At 72.4% G+C, this 23795-nt stretch carries 26 protein-coding genes and 1 riboswitch; of the genes, 14 read left to right on the top strand and 12 right to left on the bottom strand.

What is annotated here, in order from left to right; genetic code table 11:
* The first annotated feature begins 61 nt into the window (after nt 1-61).
* Nucleotides 62-691 (top strand): LysE family translocator, encoded by a 630-nt coding sequence (locus PV963_RS06735; RefSeq protein WP_274814678.1) that lies wholly within the window; start codon nt 62-64, stop codon nt 689-691.
* Here the strand turns inward: PV963_RS06735 and PV963_RS06730 are convergent.
* From PV963_RS06730 to PV963_RS06715, 4 genes are all read right to left on the bottom strand, one after another.
* Nucleotides 627-1268: a DUF6328 family protein gene (locus tag PV963_RS06730; protein ID WP_274814677.1), complete on the bottom strand. Its 642-nt coding sequence runs from the start codon at nt 1266-1268 to the stop codon at nt 627-629. The genes PV963_RS06735 and PV963_RS06730 overlap by 65 nt on opposite strands.
* An 81-nt stretch (nt 1269-1349) precedes the next feature.
* Complete coding sequence (locus PV963_RS06725) at nt 1350-1823, bottom strand: C40 family peptidase (RefSeq protein ID WP_274814676.1); 474 nt, start codon at nt 1821-1823, stop codon at nt 1350-1352.
* A gap of 3 nt (nt 1824-1826) precedes the next feature.
* Nucleotides 1827-2007: riboswitch (cyclic di-AMP (ydaO/yuaA leader) on the bottom strand.
* Nucleotides 2008-2375: 368 nt separating this feature from the next.
* Nucleotides 2376-2684: a hypothetical protein gene (locus tag PV963_RS06720; RefSeq protein WP_274814675.1), complete on the bottom strand. Its 309-nt coding sequence runs from the start codon at nt 2682-2684 to the stop codon at nt 2376-2378.
* 7 nt (nt 2685-2691) lie between these two features.
* Entirely contained in the window at nt 2692-3327 is a 636-nt protein-coding gene (locus tag PV963_RS06715) for an ATP-dependent Clp protease proteolytic subunit (protein WP_274814674.1), read from the bottom strand.
* A 90-nt stretch (nt 3328-3417) separates the two neighbouring features.
* On the opposite strand from PV963_RS06715, the gene PV963_RS06710 reads away from it, so the two are divergent.
* Nucleotides 3418-3705 (top strand): type II toxin-antitoxin system Phd/YefM family antitoxin, encoded by a 288-nt coding sequence (locus PV963_RS06710; protein WP_274814673.1) that lies wholly within the window; start codon nt 3418-3420, stop codon nt 3703-3705.
* 122 nt (nt 3706-3827) lie between these two features.
* On the opposite strand, the gene PV963_RS06705 is transcribed toward PV963_RS06710, so the two are convergent.
* A complete protein-coding gene (locus PV963_RS06705) occupies nt 3828-4823 on the bottom strand; it encodes an ABC transporter permease (RefSeq protein ID WP_274814672.1) in 996 nt (331 codons plus the stop codon).
* Between the two features lie 132 nt (nt 4824-4955).
* On the opposite strand from PV963_RS06705, the gene PV963_RS06700 reads away from it, so the two are divergent.
* The 7 genes from PV963_RS06700 to PV963_RS06670 all read left to right on the top strand — a co-directional run bounded on the left by PV963_RS06700 (nt 4956) and on the right by PV963_RS06670 (nt 10305).
* A complete protein-coding gene (locus PV963_RS06700) occupies nt 4956-5585 on the top strand; it encodes a TetR/AcrR family transcriptional regulator (RefSeq protein ID WP_274814671.1) in 630 nt (209 codons plus the stop codon).
* Between the two features lie 130 nt (nt 5586-5715).
* Nucleotides 5716-6018 carry an urease subunit gamma gene (locus PV963_RS06695; RefSeq protein ID WP_010041087.1) on the top strand — a complete coding sequence of 101 codons (303 nt, stop codon included), beginning with the start codon at nt 5716-5718 and terminating at the stop codon, nt 6016-6018.
* 11 nt (nt 6019-6029) lie between these two features.
* Nucleotides 6030-6341 carry an urease subunit beta gene (locus tag PV963_RS06690; protein ID WP_184599241.1) on the top strand — a complete coding sequence of 104 codons (312 nt, stop codon included), beginning with the start codon at nt 6030-6032 and terminating at the stop codon, nt 6339-6341.
* Complete coding sequence (locus PV963_RS06685) at nt 6334-8055, top strand: urease subunit alpha (RefSeq protein WP_274814670.1); 1722 nt, start codon at nt 6334-6336, stop codon at nt 8053-8055. The genes PV963_RS06690 and PV963_RS06685 overlap by 8 nt, the downstream gene beginning before the upstream one ends.
* A 10-nt stretch (nt 8056-8065) precedes the next feature.
* Nucleotides 8066-8740 carry an urease accessory protein UreF gene (locus PV963_RS06680; protein ID WP_274814669.1) on the top strand — a complete coding sequence of 225 codons (675 nt, stop codon included), beginning with the start codon at nt 8066-8068 and terminating at the stop codon, nt 8738-8740.
* A gap of 72 nt (nt 8741-8812) precedes the next feature.
* Nucleotides 8813-9502, top strand: a complete 690-nt coding sequence (gene ureG, locus PV963_RS06675; protein ID WP_274814668.1) for an urease accessory protein UreG — start codon at nt 8813-8815, stop codon at nt 9500-9502.
* Entirely contained in the window at nt 9484-10305 is an 822-nt protein-coding gene (locus PV963_RS06670; RefSeq protein ID WP_274814667.1) for an urease accessory protein UreD, read from the top strand. Before ureG ends, PV963_RS06670 begins: the two co-directional genes overlap by 19 nt.
* Here the strand turns inward: PV963_RS06670 and PV963_RS06665 are convergent.
* Together PV963_RS06665 and PV963_RS06660 are read right to left on the bottom strand one after the other, a co-directional pair.
* The gene (locus tag PV963_RS06665; protein ID WP_274814666.1) at nt 10272-11297 is read right to left on the bottom strand and encodes an NAD-dependent epimerase/dehydratase family protein; all 1026 of its coding nucleotides are present in this window, start codon (nt 11295-11297) and stop codon (nt 10272-10274) included. The two genes, PV963_RS06670 and PV963_RS06665, sit on opposite strands and share 34 nt — an antisense overlap.
* Nucleotides 11298-11356: 59 nt before the next feature.
* Nucleotides 11357-12079 carry a lysophospholipid acyltransferase family protein gene (locus PV963_RS06660; RefSeq protein WP_274814665.1) on the bottom strand — a complete coding sequence of 241 codons (723 nt, stop codon included), beginning with the start codon at nt 12077-12079 and terminating at the stop codon, nt 11357-11359.
* A 318-nt stretch (nt 12080-12397) separates the two neighbouring features.
* On the opposite strand from PV963_RS06660, the gene PV963_RS06655 reads away from it, so the two are divergent.
* Entirely contained in the window at nt 12398-12850 is a 453-nt protein-coding gene (locus PV963_RS06655; protein ID WP_274814664.1) for an RpiB/LacA/LacB family sugar-phosphate isomerase, read from the top strand.
* 1 nt (nt 12851) lies between these two features.
* Here PV963_RS06655 and PV963_RS06650 read toward each other — a convergent pair whose 3' ends face one another.
* The 5 genes from PV963_RS06650 to PV963_RS06630 form a co-directional block, all read right to left on the bottom strand.
* Nucleotides 12852-14093, bottom strand: a complete 1242-nt coding sequence (locus PV963_RS06650) for a PP2C family protein-serine/threonine phosphatase (RefSeq protein WP_274814663.1) — start codon at nt 14091-14093, stop codon at nt 12852-12854.
* A gap of 67 nt (nt 14094-14160) precedes the next feature.
* Nucleotides 14161-16641: a SpoIIE family protein phosphatase gene (locus tag PV963_RS06645; RefSeq protein WP_274814662.1), complete on the bottom strand. Its 2481-nt coding sequence runs from the start codon at nt 16639-16641 to the stop codon at nt 14161-14163.
* Nucleotides 16642-16894: 253 nt separating this feature from the next.
* Nucleotides 16895-18130 (bottom strand): ornithine--oxo-acid transaminase, encoded by a 1236-nt coding sequence (gene rocD, locus PV963_RS06640; RefSeq protein WP_274814661.1) that lies wholly within the window; start codon nt 18128-18130, stop codon nt 16895-16897.
* On the bottom strand, nt 18127-18948 hold the full coding sequence (ddaH, locus tag PV963_RS06635; RefSeq protein WP_274814660.1) for a dimethylargininase: 822 nt from the start codon (nt 18946-18948) through the stop codon (nt 18127-18129). Before ddaH ends, rocD begins: the two co-directional genes overlap by 4 nt.
* Nucleotides 18949-19074: 126 nt before the next feature.
* Nucleotides 19075-19590, bottom strand: coding sequence for an Lrp/AsnC family transcriptional regulator (locus tag PV963_RS06630; RefSeq protein WP_274814659.1), 516 nt, complete (start codon nt 19588-19590; stop codon nt 19075-19077).
* Nucleotides 19591-19712: 122 nt separating this feature from the next.
* Between PV963_RS06630 and PV963_RS06625 the strand changes: the two genes are divergently transcribed.
* The 4 genes from PV963_RS06625 to PV963_RS06610 are packed head-to-tail and all read left to right on the top strand — an operon-like array spanning nt 19713 to nt 23786.
* Entirely contained in the window at nt 19713-20462 is a 750-nt protein-coding gene (locus PV963_RS06625) for a LytR/AlgR family response regulator transcription factor (protein WP_274814658.1), read from the top strand.
* Nucleotides 20463-20464: 2 nt separating this feature from the next.
* Nucleotides 20465-20860, top strand: a complete 396-nt coding sequence (locus PV963_RS06620; RefSeq protein ID WP_274821956.1) for a hypothetical protein — start codon at nt 20465-20467, stop codon at nt 20858-20860.
* Between the two features lie 11 nt (nt 20861-20871).
* Nucleotides 20872-22584, top strand: a complete 1713-nt coding sequence (locus PV963_RS06615; RefSeq protein ID WP_274814657.1) for a cation acetate symporter — start codon at nt 20872-20874, stop codon at nt 22582-22584.
* On the top strand, nt 22581-23786 hold the full coding sequence (locus PV963_RS06610; RefSeq protein WP_274814656.1) for a sensor histidine kinase: 1206 nt from the start codon (nt 22581-22583) through the stop codon (nt 23784-23786). The genes PV963_RS06615 and PV963_RS06610 overlap by 4 nt, the downstream gene beginning before the upstream one ends.
* Nucleotides 23787-23795: the final 9 nt, after the last annotated feature.

Raw genomic sequence — 23795 nt, 5'->3', positions numbered from 1 at the left:
TAAGGCCTGCTCAGGATATTCGACATACCTGCTGAAGGCTTCAGCCCGGCAGGCTGGCCGTATGGACGCACAACTCATCGCCTTCACCGGGGTGGCGGCGGGCATGGTCGCCATGCCGGGCGCCGACTTCACCGTCGTCGTGCGCAACGCCCTGGTCTCCCGCCGGGCCGGCGTCGCCTGCGCGCTCGGCATCGCGGGCGGGCTGCTCCTGCACACCGCGCTGGCCGTGGCCGGCGTCGCCGCGGTCCTGGCCGCCGTGCCCGCGCTGTTCCGCGCGCTCCAGGTGCTGGGCGGCGGCTATGTCCTGTACCTGGGGGTGCGCACGCTGTGGTCGCTGCGCCGGCCCCGTGCCGTCGCCGCCGAAGCCACCGGGACCGTCTCGTCCGCCGCGCGTCCCCTGCGGCAGGGCTTCGTCACGAACGCCCTGAACCCGAAAGCGCCCATCACCTTCCTCAGCCTGCTGCCGCAGTTCGTGCCCGCGGGCAGTCCCGTGCTGCCCCGCACGCTGCTGCTGGCGCTGATCGTGGTGGTCCTCGCCCTGCTGTGGTTCCCGGCCGTGGCGCTGCTGGTGGACCGGCTCGGCCGGTGGCTGCGGGAACCGCGTGCCGCGCGGGCCGTCGAGGGGGTCACCGGCGCCGCGCTGACGCTTCTCGGTGTGCTGCTCCTTCTCGAACCCCTGAGGGCTGCCTGATGGTGCCGCCCAGCGGCGCGGGGACCCGGGCGGTGCCCTGGGACGCAGGCTCCTCGACGGTGGCTTCCGGCCGCCCGGGGCTGCCGTGCGTCTCTTCCCGCAGCCCGGTCCGCCGCACCAGTCGCGGGAGCAGCCCCCACAGGCCGACGCAGACCAGGAACGTCGCCGCGCCCGCGGCGATGCCGCCGGTCCGACTGGTCGTCACATCCACCACCAGCAGCACGGAACCGCTGAACGCGAACACCAGCACGATCAGGCCGGTGGTGGCCAGTCGTGAGGAGACCTGCACGATGCGGGGCTTGGCGCCCTGCTGGAAGAGCGAGCGGTGCAGTGCGGCCGGCGCGGTGAACAGCGCCGCGGCCAGGACCGCCAGCAGCAGCGTGATGACGTAGGTGACGCGCTGGACCGTGTCGAGGGACGTGAAGCGCGAGGTGAACGCGAGCGACAACAGGAAAGCGAACAGGATCTGTACGCCCGTCTGGGTGACCCGGAGTTCCTGGAGCAGCTCGACGAAGTTCCGGTCGGCGCGTTGCAGCGGGGTCTCGCCGCGTGCGGTGCAGGGACGGTGCTCGGCCATGGGTGACGGGTAACCACTTGAGACCATGTCACGCTCCGGCGTGCGGCGGCGGGTCAGGGATGCCGCCGCACGCCGCGCGGTTCACTTCACGCGCCCGTACCAGACGCTCTTGGTCCAGATCTTCTGCAACCGCACCACGTCCCCGCTCTTCGGGGCGTGCCAGAGCTTGTTCTTACCCGCGTAGATGCCCACGTGGTACACGTTGCTGCCCGAGTGGAAGAACACCAGGTCTCCCGCCTTGCGGTTCTTGGCGGAGATGTGGCGCGTCTTGTTGTACTGCTGGGCCGCCGTGCGGGGCAGCTTCTTGCCCGCCTTCTTGAACGAGTACAGCGTGAGGCCGGAGCAGTCGAACCGGTGCGGGCCGGTGGCCCCGTACCTGTAGGGCGAGCCCTTTTTCGAGGCCGCGATCTGGAGTGCCTTCGTCCCATGGGTGGCTGCCGAGGCCTCCGAGGAGAAGCCGGGGGCCACGATCGAGCCGCCCACCGCGGCGATGGTGAGCGCCGAGGCCGTACCGGCCCGGACCATGAGCGACGGGACACGATTGAGCGCAGTCATGCGCAACCCTTCGTCAGCCGCCTGTGAAGGATGACCTGTCGGATTCGGGCTGGCGAAGTTGCCCGGCCGCTGACGCGGCTTCACCCCAAGGGCTGCTCGGGTCCGGTCATGGCGTGACCGTCCCGGCGACCCGTCGTGCTTGGGTCCTCCACTCCTGCCGATCCACTTCTGTCGACCGGTCATCCAGGCGGCGGCAGGACTCGGCGTCCGCCCGGACCGCCCCGCCGCTGTGGCGGGGGCTTGTCGTCAGTCAGGGATCTTGGCTCATGGATGTCCGGAAATCCCAACGGAACCGGGGGTTTGTGTTGTTACTCACCACTCGCCCGTTCGGGTGGACACGTCTGTGTTCGAGCCACCGTCTACGGGCCCATGGACCGCCGGACCAGCGATGGAATGTCCCATTCCGCCCCTCGGCTACGCGCGTTGCGCAACTGTGAGGGCCCGAAAAAAGGACTCCCGTCTACTCCGAACAGGGGTACGTCGTTTGGTCCGTTTCGACTCAGGCCCGGACGCTCCTGCGACAGGGCGGGCGTCCGGGCCGACGGATCCGCGTCAACTGACGGATTCCGGGGGCAGGGTGAGGCGGGCCGTGCGCCGCTCGCCGTCCAGCACCCGCAGGGCCCGGCCGAGTGTGCCGGCGTGCAGTTCCGTCTCACCCCGCTGGTGCATCAGGGTCAACGCGTCACGCAGCGCGGTCGCCTTGCCGACCAGGGCCTGGGCGGCGCGCAGTGAGCGGTAGGTGTCGCCGGGCAGCGCCGGGTTGATCCGGCCGAGCAGGTCGACGACCTCCAGGTAACGGTCGATCAACTCCGCCTCGGCGCGGGTCAGCGCGGGCAGCGGCGGCAGTTCGGGCGGGAGCACCGGCGGCTCACTCCCCGGTCGGCGGGGCCAGGGTGGCCTTGCGGTTGGGGACGATCCGGTCCACCAGGCCGTACTCCACTGCCGCTTGGGCGGTGAGGACCTTGTCGCGTTCGATGTCCGCGCTCACCTGCTCCCGGGTGCGGCCCGTGTGCCGCGCGAGCATCTCCTCCATCCGGGTCCGCACGCGCGTCAACTCCTCGGCCTGGATCGCCAGATCGCTGGCCTGCCCGCGGACCGGCTCGGGCAGCGCGGGCTGATGGATCACCAGACGGGCGTCCGGCAGCACGGATCGCTTGCCCGGCGTGCCCGCCGCCAGCAGCACCGAGGCGGCCGCGCCGGCCTGGCCCAGGCAGACCGTCTCCACGTCACAGGCGATGTACTGCATCGTGTCGTAGATGGCCGTCAAGGCGTGGAAGGTGCCGCCGGGGGAGTTGATGTAGAGCGAGATGTCACGGTCGGGGGCCTGGTGCTCGAGATACATGAACTGGGCCATCACGTCGTTCGCCGAGGTCTCGTCCACCGGCGCCCCGAGGAAGACGATCCGCCCCTCCAGCAGCTTCGAGTAAGGATCCATCGTCCGTTGCCCGGACGCGGTGCGTTCGGTGAACTCGGGCAGCACGTAACGGGCGGACGGTCGGGTCATGGTGAACCCCTCCTCGCGGGCAGAGCCGTCTCCGGCGACAGCTGTCTCTGTAAAAAATGTACAGGACGTACGTGACGTTATGATGGAGACATGGCCTACGAGATTCCGGTGACGCAAGCCAGGGCTGAGCTCGCCGACCTGATCAACCGCGTGGTGTACGGCGGTGAACGCGTCGTCGTCACCCGGCACGGCAAGCCCCTCGTCGCCCTCGTCTCAGCCGATGACCTGCGGCGACTCGAAGAGGGCGCGGAGCTCGCGGAGCCCACGGAGGAGCAGGTGATCAGCGCGGTCTCCACGGTCCGCGAGGTCGCGTCCGCTCCTCGCGAACGGCAGCGGTTCGGGATCGCGGCGGAGCACCGGGGGGCCGAGCCGACGTAGCCCGGAGTCCGGAACCCGGGGAGACGGAAACCGTGCACGCCCGTCCGCTACAGCGGGGGTGCACGGTCGTTCTCCGTCCGGACGCTTTTTATTTGCGTCGATTTCTCTGCGGGGCCGGCGCCTCAGCCCACTGCCGCGAGCTCCCGTCCGTCCGCCGCCGCCTCGCTGCGCGCCTTCCGCGCCCGGAGCGCACTGCCGAGCAGTACCGCGCCCAGGCCCAGCGCCGCCCACCAGGTCAGGGTCAGGGCGGGGCCGGTCGCCGCCGCGCCGTCGAAGTACGACACCGAGCGCAGCAGCGTCGTACCCGCGCCCGGCGGCAGCCGCTGGCCGATCGCCCCGGCCGGCTCCGGCAGCATCTGCGGTGCCGAGGCGGCGCCGGAGAAGGGGTTGCCGAGGAGCATCACCACGGCTCCGGCGATCCCGACGCCGGCGGTGCCGACCAGGGCGGCGAGCCCGGCGACGGCGCCACTGACGGCCAGCGCCGACAGTCCGAGCACGGCGGCCTCCGTCCACCAGTCGCCCGTCAGCGCCCCGAGCCAGCTGTGCGCGATCCCGGCCGCGACGACGCCCACCAGAGCGGACGCGCCGAGGAGTGCGGTCACGGCCCGGACGCCGCGCAGCCCCAGCACGGTGACCACCGCGCCCGCCGCGATGCCGGCCAGGGCGAGGGGCAGCGCGGCGGCGTTGAACGCCGCGCCGCGCGGATCGCTCGCCGGGGTGGCCACGACGTCGACCGTCCTGACCTGTATGCCCTCGGCGGCGGCCTGCTGTGTCACCGCCTGCTGGAGGAACTGGGCGATGGCGGGCCCCGCGGCGGACGCCGTGAGCAGTTCGGGGCCCTGGGGGGTGACCACGACCGCGCCGTACACGGTCCGGTCCTCGACGGCGTCCCTGGCCGCGGCCCCGTCGGCGTAGTGGTGGATCTCGAAGGCCCCCTCGCGCTGCTCCAACTGCTTCTCTACCCGCGCCGTCGCGGCGGGCGGCCCCGCCACGCCCAGCGGCAGGTCGCGGGGTGCGGTGCGGGCGGCCGGCCAGGCGAAGGCCCACAGGGCCAGGGCCGCGAGGACGGGCACGAGGGCGACGACCGCGATCAGGCGGCGGGTCGGGGTGGCGGACATGAGGATCTCCTGTGAGCGGCAGACGGCGGCGCCGGGCGATGAAAAAGAAGGATCGTTCGTTTTTCCTGTCACCACCGTGCGCCCGCCCGTAGTCGCTTGTCAAGAATGAATATTCGTTTTACTTTGTGGACCATGGCCCGCGTGACCCAGGAACACCTCGACGCCCGCCGCCGCCAGATCCTCGACGGCGCCGCGCTGTGCTTCGCCCGCAACGGCTTCCACGCCACGTCCATGCAGGACGTGCTGAAGGAGGTCGGCCTCTCCGCCGGCGCCGTATACCGCTACTTCAGCGGCAAGGAGGAGCTGATCGGGGCGATCGTCGGCGAGGTGCTCGACGAAGTGGGCGGCGTCTTCGAGAGCGCGGCCGAACAGAGTCCGCCGCCGCTGCCCGACGAGATGATCCCCCGGCTCCTCGCGACCCTGAAGGAGGTCAGGCCCGGAGTGGTGCACAACGGCGAGTGGATCTTCCCCCGCCTCATGCTCCAGGTCTGGACCGAGACCCTGCGCAACGAGGACCTGGCCGCCATGGTTCACACCGGCTACGCCACGGTCCGCGCCGCATGGGTGAAGGTCGTGGAGGGCTACAAGGACGCCGGCCTGATCTCCGAGGACGCCGACCCCGACGCCATGGCGCGCGTGATGATCGCTCTCGCGCAGGGCTTCGCGGCCCAGATGGCCGTCTTCGGGGAGATCCCTCCGGAGACCCTGAGGGACGGACTGCGGGCGATGGTGAGCATGCGGGACCCCCGCTCACCGGCCTGAAGGATCACAGCTCGGTTAACGTGTCTGAAACCCGGTCCAACTAGCCTGCCGCCACGCCACCAGGGCTTTTCCCCCGGGGCTGCGGCAACCGGGCCCCGCACGGTCCGGAGCGAGGACTGTGAGGTGGGACGTGCAACTGACCCCGCACGAGCAAGAGAGGCTGCTGATCCACGTGGCGGCCGACGTGGCCGAGAAGCGCCGGGCCCGTGGGCTCAGACTCAACCACCCCGAGGCGGTCGCCCTCATCACGTCGCACATCCTCGAAGGTGCCCGTGACGGCCGTACCGTCGCCGAACTCATGTCCTCCGGACGCACACTGCTCACCCGGGACGACGTCATGGAAGGCGTCCCCGAGATGATCCACGACGTCCAGGTCGAGGCCACCTTCCCGGACGGCACCAAGCTCGTCACCGTCCACGAGCCCATCGTCTGAGAGAGGTCTCGATGATTCCCGGAGAGATTCTCTTCGCCGACGACCCGATTGCCTACAACGAGGGCCGCGAGGTCACCCGGCTCACCGTCCTCAACGCCGCCGACCGGCCCGTCCAGGTCGGCTCCCACTACCACTTCGCCGAGGCCAACCCCGGCCTTGAGTTCGACCGCGCCGCCGCGCGCGGCAGGCGGCTGAACGTCGCCGCCGGCACGGCCGTGCGCTTCGAACCCGGGATCCCCGTCGACGTCGAACTCGTTCCGCTGACCGGCGCCCGTGTCGTGCCCGGTCTGCGCGGGGAGACCGGAGGTGCCCTCGATGCCTGAGATCTCGCGTGCCGCGTACGCCGACCTGTTCGGCCCGACGACCGGCGACCGGATCCGGCTCGCCGACACCGATCTGCTGGTGGAGATCGAGGAGGATCGTTCCGGCGGTCCCGGGCTCGCCGGTGACGAGGCCGTGTTCGGCGGCGGCAAGGTCATCCGCGAGTCCATGGGCCAGGCGCGTGCCACGCGCGCGCAGGGCACGCCGGACACCGTCATCACCGGTGCGGTGATCATCGACCACTGGGGCATCGTCAAGGCCGACGTCGGCATCCGTGACGGGCGGATCACCGGGATCGGCAAGGCCGGCAACCCCGACACCATGGACGGTGTCCACCCGGACCTGGTCATCGGCCCGGAGACCGAGGTCATCGCCGGCAACGGGCGGATCCTCACGGCCGGCGCGATCGACGCCCACGTGCACTTCATCTGCCCGCAGATCGCCGACGAGGCGCTGTCCTCGGGCATCACGACCCTCGTCGGCGGCGGTACCGGCCCGGCCGAGGGCTCCAAGGCCACCACCGTGACCCCCGGGCCCTGGCATCTCGCGCGGATGCTGGAGGCCATGGAGGCCTACCCGCTCAACATCGGCCTGCTGGGCAAGGGCAACACCGTCTCCCACGAGGCGATGCTGTCGCAGATCCGGGGCGGCGCGCTCGGCCTGAAGCTGCACGAGGACTGGGGCTCGACCCCGGCCGTCATCGACGCGTCCCTCACGGTCGCCGGGCAGACCGGCATCCAGGTCGCCATCCACACGGACACGCTCAACGAGGCCGGCTTCGTCGGCGACACGCTCGCCGCGATCGCCGGGCGGGGCATCCACGCGTACCACACCGAGGGCGCGGGCGGCGGGCACGCGCCGGACATCATGACCGTGGTCTCCGAGCCGCACGTGCTGCCGAGCTCCACGAATCCGACCCGGCCGTTCACCGTCAACACCGCCGAGGAACACCTCGACATGCTGATGGTGTGCCACCACCTCAACCCGGCCGTGCCGGAGGACCTGGCCTTCGCCGAGTCCCGGATCCGGCCCTCCACGATCGGCGCCGAGGACGTGCTGCACGACCTGGGCGCGATCTCGATCATCTCCTCCGACTCGCAGGCCATGGGGCGCGTGGGCGAGGTCGTCATGCGGACCTGGCAGACCGCCCACGTGATGAAGCGGCGCCGGGGTGCGCTGCCCGGGGACGGCCGCGCCGACAACCGCCGGGTGCGTCGCTACGTCGCCAAGTACACGATCAACCCGGCGCTCGCCCAGGGCCTGGCCCGGGAGATCGGCTCCGTCGAGAGCGGCAAGCTCGCCGACCTGGTGCTGTGGGAGCCGGCGTTCTTCGGCGTCAAGCCGCAGCTCGTCATCAAGGGCGGGCAGATCGCCTACGCGCAGATGGGCGACGCCAACGCCTCGATCCCCACGCCGCAGCCGGTCCTGCCGCGCCCGATGTTCGGGGCGATCGGGCGGGCACCGGCCGCCAACTCCGTGAACTTCGTCGCGCCCCTGGCCGTCGAGGACGGACTGCCGGAGCGGCTCGGCCTCGGGAAGCCGTTCGTGGCGATCGCGTCGACGCGCGGGGTCACCAAGGCCGACATGCGGGAGAACGACGCCCGGCCCGAGGTCCGGGTCGATCCCGACAGCTTCGCCGTGCACATCGACGGGGAGCTGGTCGAGGCGGCGCCGGCGGCCGAACTGCCCATGGCCCAGCGCTACTTCCTGTTCTGAGGGCGTCCTGATGTCACGTGCGGCACTTCTCGTCCTGGCCGACGGCCGCTTTCCCGCCGGCGGCCACGCCCACTCCGGCGGGGCGGAGGCGGCGGTCAAGGCCGGGCGGATCAGGGGAGCGGCGAGCCTGGCGGACTTCTGCCGGGGGCGGCTGCACACGGCCGGCTCGGTGGCGGCGGCCCTTTCGGCGGCTGCCGCGCTGGGGATCGACCCCGTCGCGCTGGACCGTGCCGCGGACGCCCGTACGCCCTCACCCGCGCTGCGCGTCGCCGGGCGCAAGCTGGGACGGCAGCTGATGCGGGCCGCCCGGGCAACCTGGCCGTCCGCCGAACTGGACGCGTTGGCAAGGGAGTTCCCCAAAGGGGCCCATCAGCCGGTGGTGCTCGGGCTGGCGGCGCGGGCGGCCGGGCTGGGACCGGTCGACGCGGCGTACTGCGCGGCGTACGAGAGCGTGAGCGGGCCGGCCACGGCGACGGTGCGGTTGCTGAGCCTGGATCCCTTCGACGCGACGGGGGTGCTGGCCCGGCTGGCGCCGGAGATGGACCGCGTCGTGGACCGGGCGGTGGAGGCGGCGCGCAGGGTGATCGACGAGGGGGTCGACGCGTTGCCGGCGGGGTCGGCGCCGTTGCTGGAGATCGGGGCGGAGGTACACGCGGCCTGGCCCGTGCGGCTGTTCGCCTCATAGGCGGTCGATCAAGCCGTTCAGCCCCTCCCCCAACCACTCGAACCAGTCGGACAAGAACATAGGAGCCGCCCCATGCACCTGGACCACGACCACACCCACGACGGCCCCGGCGCCGTGAGCGCCGACGCGCTGCGGCCCGACGGCAGCCGCCGTGCCCTGCGGATCGGACTCGGCGGGCCCGTCGGGTCCGGGAAGACCGCCACCGTCGCCGCGCTGTGCCGCGCGTTGCGGGACGAGTTGTCCCTCGCGGTCGTCACCAACGACATCTACACCCGCGAGGACGCCGAGTTCCTGCTCCGGGAGGCCGTGCTGCCGCCCGAGCGGATCACCGCGGTGGAGACGGGAGCCTGCCCGCACACCGCGATCCGGGACGACATCTCCGCCAACCTGGAAGCGGTGGAGGACCTGGAGGACGCCGTCGGGCCGCTGGACCTGGTCCTCGTGGAGTCCGGTGGGGACAACCTCACCGCGACCTTCTCCAAGGGGCTCGTCGACGCGCAGATCTTCGTGATCGACGTGGCGGGGGGCGACGACATTCCGCGCAAGGGCGGGCCGGGCGTGACCACCGCCGACCTGCTCGTCGTCAACAAGACCGACCTCGCGCCGTACGTAGGCTCCGACCTCGCGCGGATGGCGGCCGACGCCAAGGCGCAGCGGGCCGAACTGCCGGTCGTCTTCCAGTCGTTGCGCAGCGAACCCGGGGTGACGGATGTCGCCGCCTGGGTGCGTGCGCAGCTCGCCGCGTGGGCGGCGCGCGCGTGAACAGCGCCGGGGTGCGGTCCGTCGCGAGGATCGTCGCCCGGGACGACGGCCGGGGCGGGACGGCTCTGCCCGTGCTGGAGAGCGACGGGCCGCTGGCGCTTCGGCGCACCCGGGGGAGCGGTGCCGAGGCGCGGGTCATGCTGGTCGGAGCGATGAGCGGACCGCTCGGCGGCGACCACTTCACCGTGCGGGCCCGGGCGGAGGAGGGAGCGCGGCTGTCCGTCGGGTCGGCCGCCGCCACCATCGCCCTGCCGGGGCAGACCAAGGGAGAGGCCCGTTACGACGTCCGGCTCGACGTCGCCGACCGGGCCGAACTGCACTGGCTGCCCGAACAGTTGATCTCCGCCCAGGGCAGCGACCTGTACGTCACGACCCGCGTCGAACTCGCCGCCACGGCCCGGCTCGTGCTGCGCGAGGAGCAGGTGCTCGGGCGCACTGGTGAGGAACCCGGGCGGTTGACGAGCCGGCTGACCGTGCGGGTCACCGGGCAGGGCGTGCTCGACCAGGAACTGGCCTGCGGGCCCGGCGCGCCGGGCGGCTGGGACGGCCCCGCGGTGCTCGGGGGGCACCGGGCGGTCGGGCAACTGATCGTCGTACGGCCGGAGTTCGCCGCCGAACCGGTGACGGCCCGGGTACTCGGGGACGGGGCCTCGGTCGTCCCGCTCGCCGGTCCCGCCGCCCTGGTGACCGCCGTGGCGCCGGACGCGCTGCGGCTGCGACGGCTGCTCGACGAGGCACTGGCGTCACTCGTGCAGACGGAGACGTCCGCTCACGCCCCGAACCAGGCATCCTCCGCCTCGTAGTCGAAGAGGTCCGGGTAGACCCTTGCGAGAGTCGGGAACGCATCCGTCCAGTCCCGCCCGGACAGCCTGCGGGTGAGCCAGTCGACCGTCTCCGGCAGGCTCTCGGGGTAGGACACGACCGGCCGGTAGCCCAACTCCCGTTCCGCCGCGGTCATGTCGAAGACCACCGGCAGCTCCACCGACCAGGGCGAGCTGCCCACGGACGGCGAGGGTGCGGCCCCGTCCAGCAGGACGGTCTCCGTCTCCACTCCCATGACCGCGTCCACCGCCGATCCGATCTCGGCCACCGTCGGAGACTGCGGATCACAGGCGTTGAGCGCCCGCGGGCCGGGCCGGGCGGCCGCCAGCCGGATCAGTTCGGCGATGTTGCGGGCGGCCGAGGTGTGGAAACGGCTCTCACCCCGGTAGGCGAGTACCCTCCGGCGCCGGCCGTCGAGGTTCCGTTTCACGAAGTGCAGCTCGCGGGGGAGCGGGCTGTGGGGACCGTGGATCGCGGCCGGGCGCAGCAGGGTCGTGGGCAACCGGTCGCCCGCCGCGAGGAGTTCGCTCTCCAGGGCGGCCTTGCCGGTGCTGTACGTGGCGTCTCCGGGCGGGACCGTCGGCTGGTCCTCGCGTACGGGCACGGGGTACCGCGGGAAACCGCCCGGCTGGCTCATCGTGTCGAAGCCGCGGCCCGTGCCGTCCTGGTACACCGACGCCGTCGACACGACCACGGCCGAGCCGATGCGGTCGGCCAGCCCGGTCAACTGCCGTGCGTGCCCGGCCCCGTAGGCGACGATGTCGACCACGAGGTCGCAGCCGTCGCCGATCAGCGCGCCCAGTGCCGTGTCGTCCTCGCGGTCCAGCCGCAGCGTCCGTACCTCGCCGGGCCAGCTCTCGTCCCGGGCACCGCCGCGCGACGCGGCCGTCACCTCCCAGCCGTCCCGCGCCAGCGCCTCCACCGCCGGCCGTCCTATCTGCCCGCCGGCCCCGATCACCACAGCACGTCTCATGCCGCGACCGTAGACGGTCGAGGCGGCCGGGGAGACGGCTTCTGCCGACAGCAGACGCCTCAAGTGAGCGGCAGGCGCGGGAACTTCCGCTCCTTCGCCGCGGCGGCGGCCTCCTCGGCCTTCACCACGGCCGCGTACTGGTCGACGTACTCCTGCCCGGACAGGGAGAGGATCGCGTACATGATCTCGTCGGTGACGGCGCGCAGGATGGCCTTCTCGTTCTCCATGCCCTCGTAGCGCGAGAAGTCGAGGGGCTTGCCGAAGCGGATCACGACGGGGTGGACGTTGGGGATGACCTTGCCGGGCGGCTGGGCCTCGAAGGTGCCGATCATCGCGCAGGGGATGACCGGGACGCCGGCCTTGAGGGCCATGACCGCGACGCCCACCTTGCCCTTGTAGAGCCGGCCGTCGTGCGAGCGCGTGCCCTCCGGGTAGATGCCGAGCAGCTCGTCCTTGCTCAGCACGCCGAGGCCCTCGCGGATCGCGGCCTGCCCGGCGTCCTTGCCGGAGCGGTCGACGGGGATCTGCCCGGCGCTGCGGAAGAACGACGCCGTCAGGCGGCCCTTGATGCCGGGACCCGTGAAGTACTCGGCCTTCGCGAGGAAGGTGATGCGCCGCTTGAGGACCGCGGGCATCAGGAAGTGGTCCGAGAACGACAGGTGATTGCCGGCGATGATGGCGGCGCCCTCCGACGGAACGTGCTCCAGGCCCTCTATTCGAGGCCGGAAGACCAGTCGAAGCAGCGGTCCCAGCAGCACGTATTTCAGCAGGTAGTAGAACAAAGCGGGCGCTCCTCGACTCTTGCGGTGGACTCAACCGCCGCGTTCCAGCAGGTCAACCGGCATGTCGTGGGGTGCCAGTGTAGGTGCAGGCATGGCTACCGGGCACCTCGGCGACGGGACCGTGCCGATCCTTTGCCGATTGACTGACGGTCAGTCAGAGGGGTTTCCCCGGTGGTGCTCATGCGGCTGGGGAGGACCACGGGACCAGCGTGCTGCTCCACGCGGGTGACCGGCAAGCCGAACGGGTGGCGTGGCGGGATACGACGGGTGCCTGGCCAGCCGCTGGTTCTTGCGGCCCCGCCGAGTAGCCTGCGAAGTATGCGGATCTCTGTTTCCTCGGACATGGACGAGCCCGTCGCCCGCTCCCTCGTGGCCGCGCTGCAGGCCCGAGGGCACGAGGTGCGCCCGCACGGCGCGCTGCGTCCCGGGGACGACCCCCAGTGGGCGGTGTGCTCGCAGGCCGCGGCCCGCGAGGTCGCCGACGGGACGGCCGACCAGGCCGTGGTCTGCTGCTGGACCGGCACGGGCGCCTCGATCGCCGCGAACAAGGTGCCGGGCGTCCGGGCCGCCCTGTGCACGGACGCCTACACCGCCGACGGGGCACGCCGCTGGAACGACGCCAACGTCCTCGCACTCAGCCTGCGGCTCACCTCCGAGCCGCTGCTGAAGGAGATCCTCGACGCGTGGTTCGCCGGCGAGCCCAGCACGGAAGCCGAGGACCGGCAGAACGTGGACCGCGTCAGGCTGCTCGACCACGGCAACACCCGGTAGGTCACAGCCGCACGATGATCAGCGCGGTGTCGTCGGTGGCGCCGCCGGGCGGCAGCAGTTCCAGCAGGACCGTGTCGGCGAGGGTCTCGGGATCCTGGTCCCGGTTCCGGTACAGCGCGTTGGAGAGGCGGGCCAGGCCGGTGTCGATGTCCTCGCCGCGCCGCTCGACCAGGCCGTCGGTGTAGAGCACCAGAGTGGCCCCCGGCGTGAAGGACGTCTCGGCCTGGGGTCTAGGGATCGGGTCGGGGCGGGCGTCGAGCGGCGTGTCGGTGGCCCCGTCGAGGAACTCGGCGCGGCCGCCGGGGTGGACCAGTACGGGCGGCAGATGGCCGGCGCTGCTGTAGGTGATGGTGTGCCGGTCGAAGTCGATGAAGGTCGTCACCGCGGTCGCCGACTCGGCGCCGTCGACCACGTGGGCGTAGCGCCCCAGCACGTCCAGGGCCTGGGCCGGGCCCTCGGCGACCCGGGAGGCCGCGCTGAGCGCGCTGCGCAGCTGGCCCATGACACCGGCGGCCCCCAGCCCGTGCCCGACCACGTCACCCACGGACACGCCGACCCGGTGGCCGCCGACCAGGTCGACCAGGTCGTACCAGTCCCCGCACACGTTGAGCGCGCCCACGGCGGGCCGGTACCGCACGGCGGCCCGGTGGTGGTGGCTGACCTGACGGCGGTCGGGCAGCATCGCCTGCTGGAGGGCCAGCGCCACCTCCCGCTCCCGGGAGTGGGCCTGACGCAGCCGCTCGTTGAGCTCCTGGAGCTCGCGGGCGCGGGTGTACAGCTCGGCTTCCAGGACCCGGGACCGGCCGCCCCGCCCTCCTCCCGAGCGGCCCCGGGCCCGGATCAGCTCCGTGACCTCCTCGACGCGGTGCAGGATCAGCACCACCTTGCCGTCGGGGCCCAGCAGCGGCGCGTTCACCGGACTCCAGTAGCGCTCCTGCCATTCCCCGGGCCGCTCGGGATCCTCGACGTCGTAGCGCTGGAGGGCCATGGCGTCGCGCTCCCCGGTCGCCAGGACCCGGTACAGCGAGGCCTCCAGGTTGCGCACGCCCGTCGAGGCGGGGTCGTTGGGGTTGTCGGGGAAGACGTCGAACAGGTAGTGCCCGACCAGTTGATCACGGGAGCGGCCGGACACCCGGACGAACTCCTCGTTGACGTCCGCGTACACCAGCTCGGGTGTCAGCAGCGCCATCATGCCGGGCAGGGCCCGGAACACCGCCATGTAGTCGATCGCCGAATCCGTCATGGCCGCCGCCTCACCACTGCCGGGGTCAGACCAGTTTCCCACGGTATGGGGGAATTCGGCCCCGGCTTCATCCCAGGAGCGCCGCCACGGGCAGCTCGGCGAGCTCCGTCAGGGACTGCTCCGCCCAGATGACCTTCCCGTCGGGGACGAACCGCATGCCCCACCGCTGGGTCAGCTGGGAGACCAGCAGCAGACCGCGCCCGCCCTCGTCCGTCGTACGGGGATGGCGCAGATGGGGTGCGGTGGCGCCGCTGTCGAACACCTCGCAGACCAGGGCGCGCTCCCGGATCAGGCGGAGGCGGATGGGCCCGGTGGCGTGCCGGATGGCGTTGGTGACCAGCTCGCTCACCACCAGTTCCGTGGTGAACGCCAGCTCGTCCAGCCCCCAGTGGGCCAGCTGCCGGGTGGCCGTGCGGCGGGCGTCGGCGACGAGGGCCGGGTCGGGCTCCAGGTCCCAGGCCGCGACCTGCTCGGTGCCGAGGCGTTTCGTCCGGGCCATCAGCAGGGCCACGTCGTCGTACGGGCGCGCCGGGACCAGCGCGTCGACGACGTTCCGGCAGCGCGCCTCCAGCGGGCCCGCTCCTTCCAATGCCCGGCGCAGCCGTTCCCGGCCGGTGTCGACCGCCCAGGTCTCTCCCCGGGCCAGCAGCCCGTCGGTGTGCAGGGCGAGGGTGCTGCCCTCCACCAGGGACAGCTCTACCGCCTCGAAGGGCGGACCGCCCACGCCGAGCGGCGGCCCCTGCGGCAACTCGACGAACGTGACCGAGCCGTCGGGCAGGACCACGGCCGGTGCCGGATGCCCCGCCGCGGCCATCGCGCACCCGCCGTCGACCGGGTCGTAGACGACGTACACACACCCGGAGCCCACGCACTGCGTGCCCGCGGAACCCGCCGTGCCCGGTTCGGCACCCTCTTCCCGGGCCGACCGCGCCACCAGGTCGTCGAGGTGCGCCAGCACCTCCTCGGGCGGCAGATCCTGAGCGGCCAGGGTCCGTACGGCCGTCCGCAACTGCCCCATGGCCGCGGCCGCGTCGATGCCGTGCCCGGGCACCTCTCCCACGACGAGCGCGACGCGCGCCCCGGACAGCGGGATGAGGTCGTACCAGTCGCCGCCCAGGCCGGTCAGCTCGTCGGCCGGCCGGTAGCAGGCGGCCACCTCGACCGCGTCCTGCTCGGGGAGCCGGTGGGGGAGCAGACTGCGCTGGAGGACGAGCGCGGCGTCGCGCTCGCGCGTGTAGCGCCGGGCGTTGTCCACGCAGACGGCCGCGCGGGAGACGAGGTCCTCGGCCAGACGCAGGTCCTCCTCGTCGAAGGGCTCCCGGCCCTGGCGCCGGAAGAAGGTGGTGATGCCCAGGGTGGTGCCGCGCGCCCGGACCGGCACGATCATCACGCTGTGCAGGCCCAGCTCCGAGAACGTGGACCGTCGATCGCCCGGGTCGTCCGTGACCCACACCCGGGCCAGCGGATCGAGCCGCTCGGCGTGCCAGGGCCGTCCCGTGGTCAGGCAGCGGATCGGAGGCGACCCGGCCGGGTACGTCGCCACCTCGCCGATCGCGACGACGGCTTCCGGGACGCCCTCCTGAGTGGACCGGTGGCCCGCCCGGCGCAGCGCCACCGGACCGGTGTCCGCGAGCGGCCCGGGCGTCAGCTCGGCGCCCCGCAGCACCGTCTCCAGCAGGTCCACGGTGACGAGGTCGGCCAGTCCCGGCACGGCCACGTCGGCCAGTTCCTGCGCGGTGCGCGTGAGGTCCAGACTGCGGCCGATGTTCTGATTGGCCCGGTCGAGGAGGGCCAGCCGCTGCCGGGCGCGGTGCCGCTCGGTCATGTCGACGACCGTGTAGTACACGCCCATCGGGCGGCCCTGGTCGTCGTCGAGCCGGGTGAAGGACAGCATGTGCGCCGTCTCGCGCAGCGGCGCCGACAGCACATGGCCCACGTGCTCGTACCCGACCACGGCCTCGCCGGTCTCCAGCACGTGCCGCATCTGCGCCTCGACCGCCTGGGCGTCCAGGCCCGGCTGGACGTCCGCGAAGCGCAGGCCGAGCCGCCGGGGTGGCGGTCCGCCGCCGAACTGCGCCAGGGCGGCGTTCGACCACACGAAACGCAGGTCCGTGTCCACGATCGCGATACCGACCGGGGAGTCGGCCACCATCCGCTCCAGCACCGTACGGCTCATGTCCCAGCCGGGCGCGCCGGCCAGCTCCGACAGCAGCACCAGCCAGCGCTCGCCGCCGTGCGCCTCCTCGGCGGAGGTGATCCGGGCCGCGACCCTCACCGGCTGCCCGTCCCTGCGGCGGGCCGTCAGCAGCCCCGTCCAGCCGCCGTCCCTGCGGCACCGCTCGACCAGGTCCGGCACGCGCTGCGCGTCCTCGGCCGTCAGCAGATCCGCCAGCTTCCTGCCGACCGCCTCGGCAGCCGGGTACGCCAGCAGCCGCCGGGCCTCGCCGGTCCAGCCCGTCACCACGCCCTGCGGATCGAGCAACAGGGGCGCGGCGTCGGCCACGTCGAACCGCTGACGGGCAACGCCGTACTCCTCGTGTGCGCCCACGGCCGACCTCTCTGTCGCTGAGAGTGGTCTACCACCTCTTGCCTCAATCTTCACCCTTCCGGCATGTGGGGGCGGCTTGTGCGGGGGCCGGGCGGGGCGGGTTGGGGTGTGTGGGGTGGCGTGTTAGGGCGGGGCGTGACGCGCTGGGTCGGGGCGGCTTGTCACGCGCTGGAACTGGGCCGCTCGTGGCGCGATCGGCCCGGCGGAGGCGGCCCCGCTGCCGGGGCTGCCTCCGCCGCAGCCCCTGCGGCCCTTACCGCAGCACCTTCTCCAGCGACCCGAGCGCTCCCTCGAGCTCCTCGCCCGTGATGGTGAGCGGTGGGGCCAGGCGGATCGTGGAGCCGTGGGTGTCCTTGGCCAGGATTCCCTCGCGCATGAGGCGTTCGCTGATCTCGCGGCCGGTGCCGAGCGCGGGGTCGATGTCGACGCCCGCCCACAGGCCCCGCGAGCGGAAGCCGACGACGCCCTTGCCGACCAGCCCGGTCAGGCCGTCCCGCAGGACCGCGCCCAGTTCGGTCGCGCGGCGCTGGAACTCGCCCGTCTCCAGCAGCTCGACCACCGCCGAGCCGACCGCGGCCGCCAGTGGGTTGCCGCCGAACGTCGACCCGTGCTCCCCGGGGTGCAGCACCCTGAGCACCTCCCGCCGGGCGACGACCGCGGACACCGGCACGATGCCGCCGCCCAGCGCCTTGCCCAGCAGCACCACGTCCGGCACGACCGACTCGTGCTCGACCGCCAGCGTGCTGCCCGTACGGCCGAGCCCGGACTGGATCTCGTCCGCGACGAACAGACACCCTTTGCGGCGGGTCAGCTCGCGCACGCCGGCCAGGTAACCGTCGTCCGGGATGATCACCCCGGCCTCGCCCTGGATCGGCTCGATCAGCACCGCCGCCGTGGTCTCGTCGACCGCCGCCTCCAGCGCGGCCAGGTCGTTGTACGGCACGATGCGGAAGCCCGGCGTGAAGGGCCCGAAGCCCGCCCGGGCCGTCTCGTCCGTGGAGAAGCTGACGATCGTCGTCGTACGGCCGTGGAAGTTGTCCGCCGCGACCACGATCGTCGCCCGGTCGGCCGGGACGCCCTTGACGTCGTAGGCCCACTTGCGGGCCACCTTCACCCCGCTCTCCACCGCCTCCGCGCCGGTGTTCATGGGCAGCACCATGTCCATCCCGGTCAGCGCCGCCAGCCGCTCGGCGAACTCGGCGAGCCGGTCGTTGTGGAAGGCGCGGGAGGTCAGGGTCAGCCGGTCGAGCTGGCGGTGGGCGGCCTCGATCAGCGCCGGGTGCCGGTGCCCGAAGTTGAGCGCGGAGTAGCCGGCCAGCATGTCGAGGTAGCGCCGCCCCTCCACGTCCTCCACCCAGGCGCCCTCGGCGCGGGCGACGACCACGGGCAGCGGATGGTAGTTGTGCGCGAGGACCGGCTCCTCCGCGCGGATGAGCTCCTGAGAGCCGCGGGTCTCCTGCGAGTCCTGGGTGCGGACGGGTGCGGTCATGAACGGATCTCCCGGATCTCCTGGGTGCAGCACTTGATGCCGCCACCGGCCTTGTGGAACTCGGACAGGTCGACGGGGACGGGGACGTAGCCACGGCCGGCGAGCCGGCCGGCCAGGCCCGTAGCCCCCGGTGAGATGAACACATGCCGCCCGTCGGAGACGGAGTTCAGCCCGAACGCCATCGCGTCCTCGCGGGTGGCGGGCACCGCGTCCGGGTACAGCCGGGCCAGCACCTCGCGGCTGCCCGGCGAGAACGCCTCGGGGTAGTAGGCGATGTTCTCCTCGTCCAGGACGAACAGCGCCGTGTCCAGGTGGTAGAAGTACGGGTCCACCAGCGTCAGGCTGATCACCGGCACCCCGAAGTACTCCTGCACCTCGCTGTGGGCCTCACGGGTGGTACGGAAGCCGGTCCCGGCCAGGATCCAGCGGCCTGCCGGCACCAGGTCGCCCTCGCCCTCGCACACCGACTCGGGGTGGTAGACCTCGTAGCCCTCCGACTTGAACCACGCCTCGTACGGCACGGACTCGGGACGGCGCTCGGGCGCGTGGAAGAGGGAGCCGAAGACGCGGCCGTCGACGACGACCGCCGCGTTCGCGGCGAAGACCATGTCGGGCAGACCGGGAACGGGCTTCACAGTGTCCACGGTATGGCCGTGGGCACGGTAGGCGTCGACCAGCGCCTGCCACTGGTCCAGCGCGCGGATGACGTCGACGGGTTCGCCGGGACGCATCCACGGGTTGATCGCGTACTGCACGGCGAAGTGTCTGGGTTCGCAGACGAGGTAGCGCCGCCGGCGCGGCACACGGGAGTCGGGCACAGAGGGGTCCCTCCGCTTCCTCACGGTGTGTGACTGGGTGTTGACACCAAGGTAGGAACTGACGGAGGCGGCCGACAAGCAACATCAGTTGCGCGTGGGCGCAGGAACGCTGCGTCTTGAGGCCGGTCAGCGCACGCCTGCTGCGCCGCCCGGGAACTCCTCCGGCGCGGGATGGCTGGCCCCCGCCTCCGGGCTCTCCGGAAGCAGATGGGACAGCACCATCACGCTGATGGTCTTCCGGATGAAGGGCTCCTGGCGGATCCGCTCCAGCACCTCCTCGAAGTGCTCCACGTCCCGCGCCCGCACGTGCAGCAGCGCGTCCGCACCGCCCGTCACGGTCATCGCCGCGGTGATCTCCGGGTAGTCGCGCACGACCTCCGCCAGCCGCCGCGGCGGGGCCGCGCCCTCGCAGTACACCTCGACGTAGGCCTCGGTGCGCCAGCCCAGCGCCGACGGCTTCACGGTGGCCGTGAACCCGGTGATCACGCCGGTCTCCCGCAGCCGGTCGACCCGCCGCTTGACCGCCGTGGCCGACAGCCCGATCGCCGTGCCGATCTCCGCGAAGGACGTCCGGGCGTTCGCCATCAACGCGGTGATGATCTTCTGGTCGAGTTCGTCGAACGGCGTGGACCTGCTGTTCATGCGGGCACTGTATCCACCGGCACCCCGGCCCGCGCCCGGCCCGGCGCGGGCACCTCGTCCAGCGGGAACGTCCACCCCCGGCACGTGTCCAGACGTACGGATCGCCCCTACACTCCGGATTCATGCTGCGCGCCCTGGCTGTCGACGACGAACGCCCCTCGCTGGAGGAGCTGCTCTACCTGCTGCACGCGGACCCCCGCATCGGCAGCGCGGAGGGCGCCGGCGACGCGACCGAGGCGCTGCGCCGCATCAACCGCGCCCTGGAATCCGGTCCGGGCGGGCCCGAGGCGATCGACGTCGTCTTCCTCGACATCCAGATGCCCGGCCTCGACGGGCTCGACCTGGCCCGGCTGCTCACCGGATTCGCCCGGCCGCCGCTCGTCGTGTTCGTCACCGCCCACGAGGACTTCGCCGTCCAGGCCTTCGACCTCAAGGCCGTCGACTACGTCCTCAAGCCCGTCCGCAAGGAACGGCTCGCCGAGGCCGTACGGCGCGCCGCCGAGCTGCGCGGCACCGCACCCCGCATACCCGTGAGCGAGCCCGACCCCGACCACATACCCGTCGAGCTCGGCGGCGTGACCCGCTTCGTGGCCGTCGACGACATCACCCATGTCGAGGCCCAGGGCGACTACGCCCGCCTGCACACCGACAAGGGCAGCCACCTGGTCCGCATCCCGCTGTCCACCCTGGAGGAGCGCTGGCGCTCCCGCGGCTTCGTCCGCATCCACCGCCGCCACCTCGTCGCCCTGCGCCACATCGGCGAGCTCCGCCTCGACGCGGGCACCGTCAGCGTCCTCGTCGGCTCCGAAGAGCTCCAGGTCAGCCGGCGCCACACGCGCGAACTGCGCGACCTGCTCATGAGGAGGCCGTGACAGTGCCCCAGGACCACACCGAGCGCCGCGTCGTCGTCACCGGCCCGCCCCGGCAGACCCTCCCCCACGCTCGGCTTCGCTCGCGCGGGCGGTACCCCCACGCCTCCGGCTATTACCGCCCCCGCACCGAGATCGACGAACAGACCACCCTCGGCCACACCTACGTCCGCTCCCTGATGCGCACCCAGCTGCGCGCCGCCCTCACCGTCTTCGCGGTCCTCGGTCTGCTCGTCGGCCCGCTGCCGCTGCTGTTCGCGGCGATGCCCGGCACCCGCCACCTGGAGTGGGCCGTCCTCGGCTTCGGCCTCTACGCCCCGCTGGTCCTGCTGGCCCGCTGGTACGTCCGCCGCGCCGAACGCAACGAGCGCGACTTCGTACGCCTCGTCGAAGATCGCTGAATCCCACGCCCATGAACTCCAGCTACGCCGTCCCCGCCGTCGCCCTGGTCGTCATCGCGACGGTCCTGGTCGGTGCCTTCGGCCTGCGCATCTCCCGCACCACCTCCGACTTCTACGTCGCCTCCCGCACCGTCGGCCCCCGCCTCAACGCCGCCGCCATCAGCGGCGAGTACCTATCCGCCGCCTCCTTCCTGGGCATAGCGGGCCTGGTCCTGGTCCAGGGTCCCGACATGCTCTGGTACCCGGTCGGCTACACCGCCGGCTACCTGGTCCTGCTCCTCTTCGTCGCCGCACCCCTGCGCCGCTCCGGCGCCTACACGCTCCCCGACTTCGCCGAGGCCCGCCTCGCCTCCCAGGCCGTACGGCGGCTGGCCGGTGCCTTCGTCGTCGGTGTCGGCTGGCTGTACCTGCTGCCCCAGCTCCAGGGCGCGGGACTGACCCTGACGGTGCTGACCGGGGCGCCCGACTGGCTCGGCGGAGTGATCGTCGCCCTCGTCGTGACCGCCACCGTCGCCGCCGGCGGCATGCGCAGCATCACCTTCGTCCAGGCCTTCCAGTACTGGCTGAAACTCACCGCCCTGCTCGTCCCCGCCCTGTTCCTGGTCCTCGCCTGGCAGAGCGACGGAGCCCCCCGCCACGCCTTCGACGAACCGGCCACCTTCCGCGAGCAGCGCGTGGTCCGCGTCGGCGACAGCATCGACCTGAAACTGGACCGGCCCCTCACCGTCACGGTGACCGGCACCGTGGACGGCCGTGAGCACACCGGCACCCGCCTCGACCTGCCCGCAGGCACCCACCACGTCGAACGCGGCACCCGGCTCACCTTCGCCGAGGGAGCGACCGTCCCCGAGGCGCAGCGCAGCGGCGGCGGCGACCTGTCGCCCGCACCGGCCGAGAGCCGCGAGGAACGCCCGCTGTACGCCACGTACGGGCTGATCCTCGCCACGTTCTTCGGCACCATGGGCCTGCCGCATGTCGTCGTCCGCTTCTACACCAGCCCGCACGGCGTCGCCGCCCGCCGCACCACCGTCGTGGTCCTCGGCCTGATCGGCGCCTTCTACCTCCTGCCGCCCGTCTACGGCGCCCTCGGCCGCCTCTACGCCCCCGAACTCACCCTCACCGGCGACACGGACGCCGCAGTCCTCCTCCTGCCCGACCGCATCATCGGGGGAGTGGGCGGTGATCTGCTGGGCGCGCTGGTGGCGGGCGGCGCCTTCGCCGCGTTCCTGTCCACCGCCTCGGGGCTCACCATGGCCGTCGCGGGCGTGCTCACCCAGGACGTCCTGCCCGCGCGGGGCGTACGGCACTTCCGGCTCGGGACCGTCCTCGCGATGTCCATGCCCCTCGCGGCGAGCGTCCTGGTCGGCGGGCTCCCGGTCGCCGACGCGGTGGGGCTCGCCTTCGCCGTGTCCGCGTCCTCGTTCTGCCCGCTGCTCGTCCTCGGCATCTGGTGGCGCCGGCTGACCCCGCCCGGCGCGGCCGCCGGCATGCTGGTCGGCGGCGGCTCGGCCCTGCTCGCCGTCGCCGCGACCATGGCGGGCTACCCGGGTAAGGGCGTGCTGCACGCCCTGCTCGCCTGGCCCGCGCTCTGGTCGGTGCCCCTGGGCTTCCTCACCATGATCCTGGTGTCCCTGGCCACCCCCGGCCGGGTGCCGCCGGGCACGGCGGCGGTCCTGGCCCGGTTCCATCTGCCCGAGGAACTGCGCACGGAGGTGACGGCATGAGCGGATTCCTGGCGGGCCTGTGCGTCGCCGTGCTGCCGGTGCTGGCCCTGGGGGTGTGGCTCGGCCGGCGCACGGCACGTCCCCAGAGCCTCGGCGGCCTGGGCACCCCCGTCGAACACGCCACCTTCGAGACCCTGCACACCGCCTCCCTCGCCGCACCCCCGCTGCGGGCCGGGCTGACGGAGGAGACCGCCCGCAAGTCCGCCCGCAAACTGCGCTCCCTGCTCGGCACGGACGCGCTCTGCCTGACCGACCGCAAACAGGTCCTGGTCTGGGACGGCGACGGCGCCCACCACCGCACCGAGATCATGGAACGCCTCGCCGGCCCTCTGGAGACCGGCCGGGGCGAGGCCTTCCAGCTGACCTGCGACCTCCTCGACTGCCCGGTGCGCTGGGCGGTCGTCGCCCCGTTCACCGTCGACGACCGCGTGCACGGCGCCCTCGTCGCGTGCGCGCCCCGCGAGTCGGCGGTCCTCGTCCGGGCGGCCGGCGAGGTGGCCCGCTGGGTGTCCGTGCAGCTGGAGCTGGCGGACCTGGACCAGTCCCGCACCCGCCTCATCGAGGCCGAGATCAAGGCGCTGCGGGCCCAGATATCCCCGCACTTCATCTTCAACTCGCTCGCGGTGATCGCCTCGTTCGTCCGCACCGACCCCGAGCGCGCCCGTGAACTGCTCCTGGAATTCGCCGACTTCACCCGCTACTCGTTCCGTCGGCACGGCGACTTCACCACCCTCGCCGACGAACTGCACGCCATCGACCACTACCTGGCGCTCGTCCGGGCACGCTTCGGTGACCGCCTCTCCGTCACCCTCCAGATCGCCCCGGAGGTGCTGCCCGTCGCCCTGCCCTTCCTGTGCCTCCAGCCGCTCGTCGAGAACGCCGTCAAGCACGGCCTGGAGGGCAAGGCCGACAAGTGCCACATCCAGATCACGGCCCAGGACGCGGGCGCCGAGGCCCTGGTCGTCATCGAGGACGACGGCGCCGGCATGGACCCCGGCCTGCTCCGCCGCATCCTCGCCCGCGAGGTCAGCCCCTCGGGCGGCATAGGGCTCTCCAACGTCGACGACCGGCTCCGCCAGGTCTACGGCGACGACCACGGCCTCGTCATCGAGACCGCCATGGGCGCGGGCATGAAGATCACCGTCCGGCTTCCCAAGTACCAGCCGGGCGTGCATTCGGCCGGACGGCTGACCCGGGAGTGACTCCTCAGG

It is taken from the genome of Streptomyces coeruleorubidus (assembly GCF_028885415.1).
Lineage (GTDB): Bacteria > Actinomycetota > Actinomycetes > Streptomycetales > Streptomycetaceae > Streptomyces > Streptomyces coeruleorubidus_A.
The sequence above is the reverse complement of the archived record's forward strand: the minus strand, read 5'-3'. Positions and strand labels throughout refer to the sequence as shown.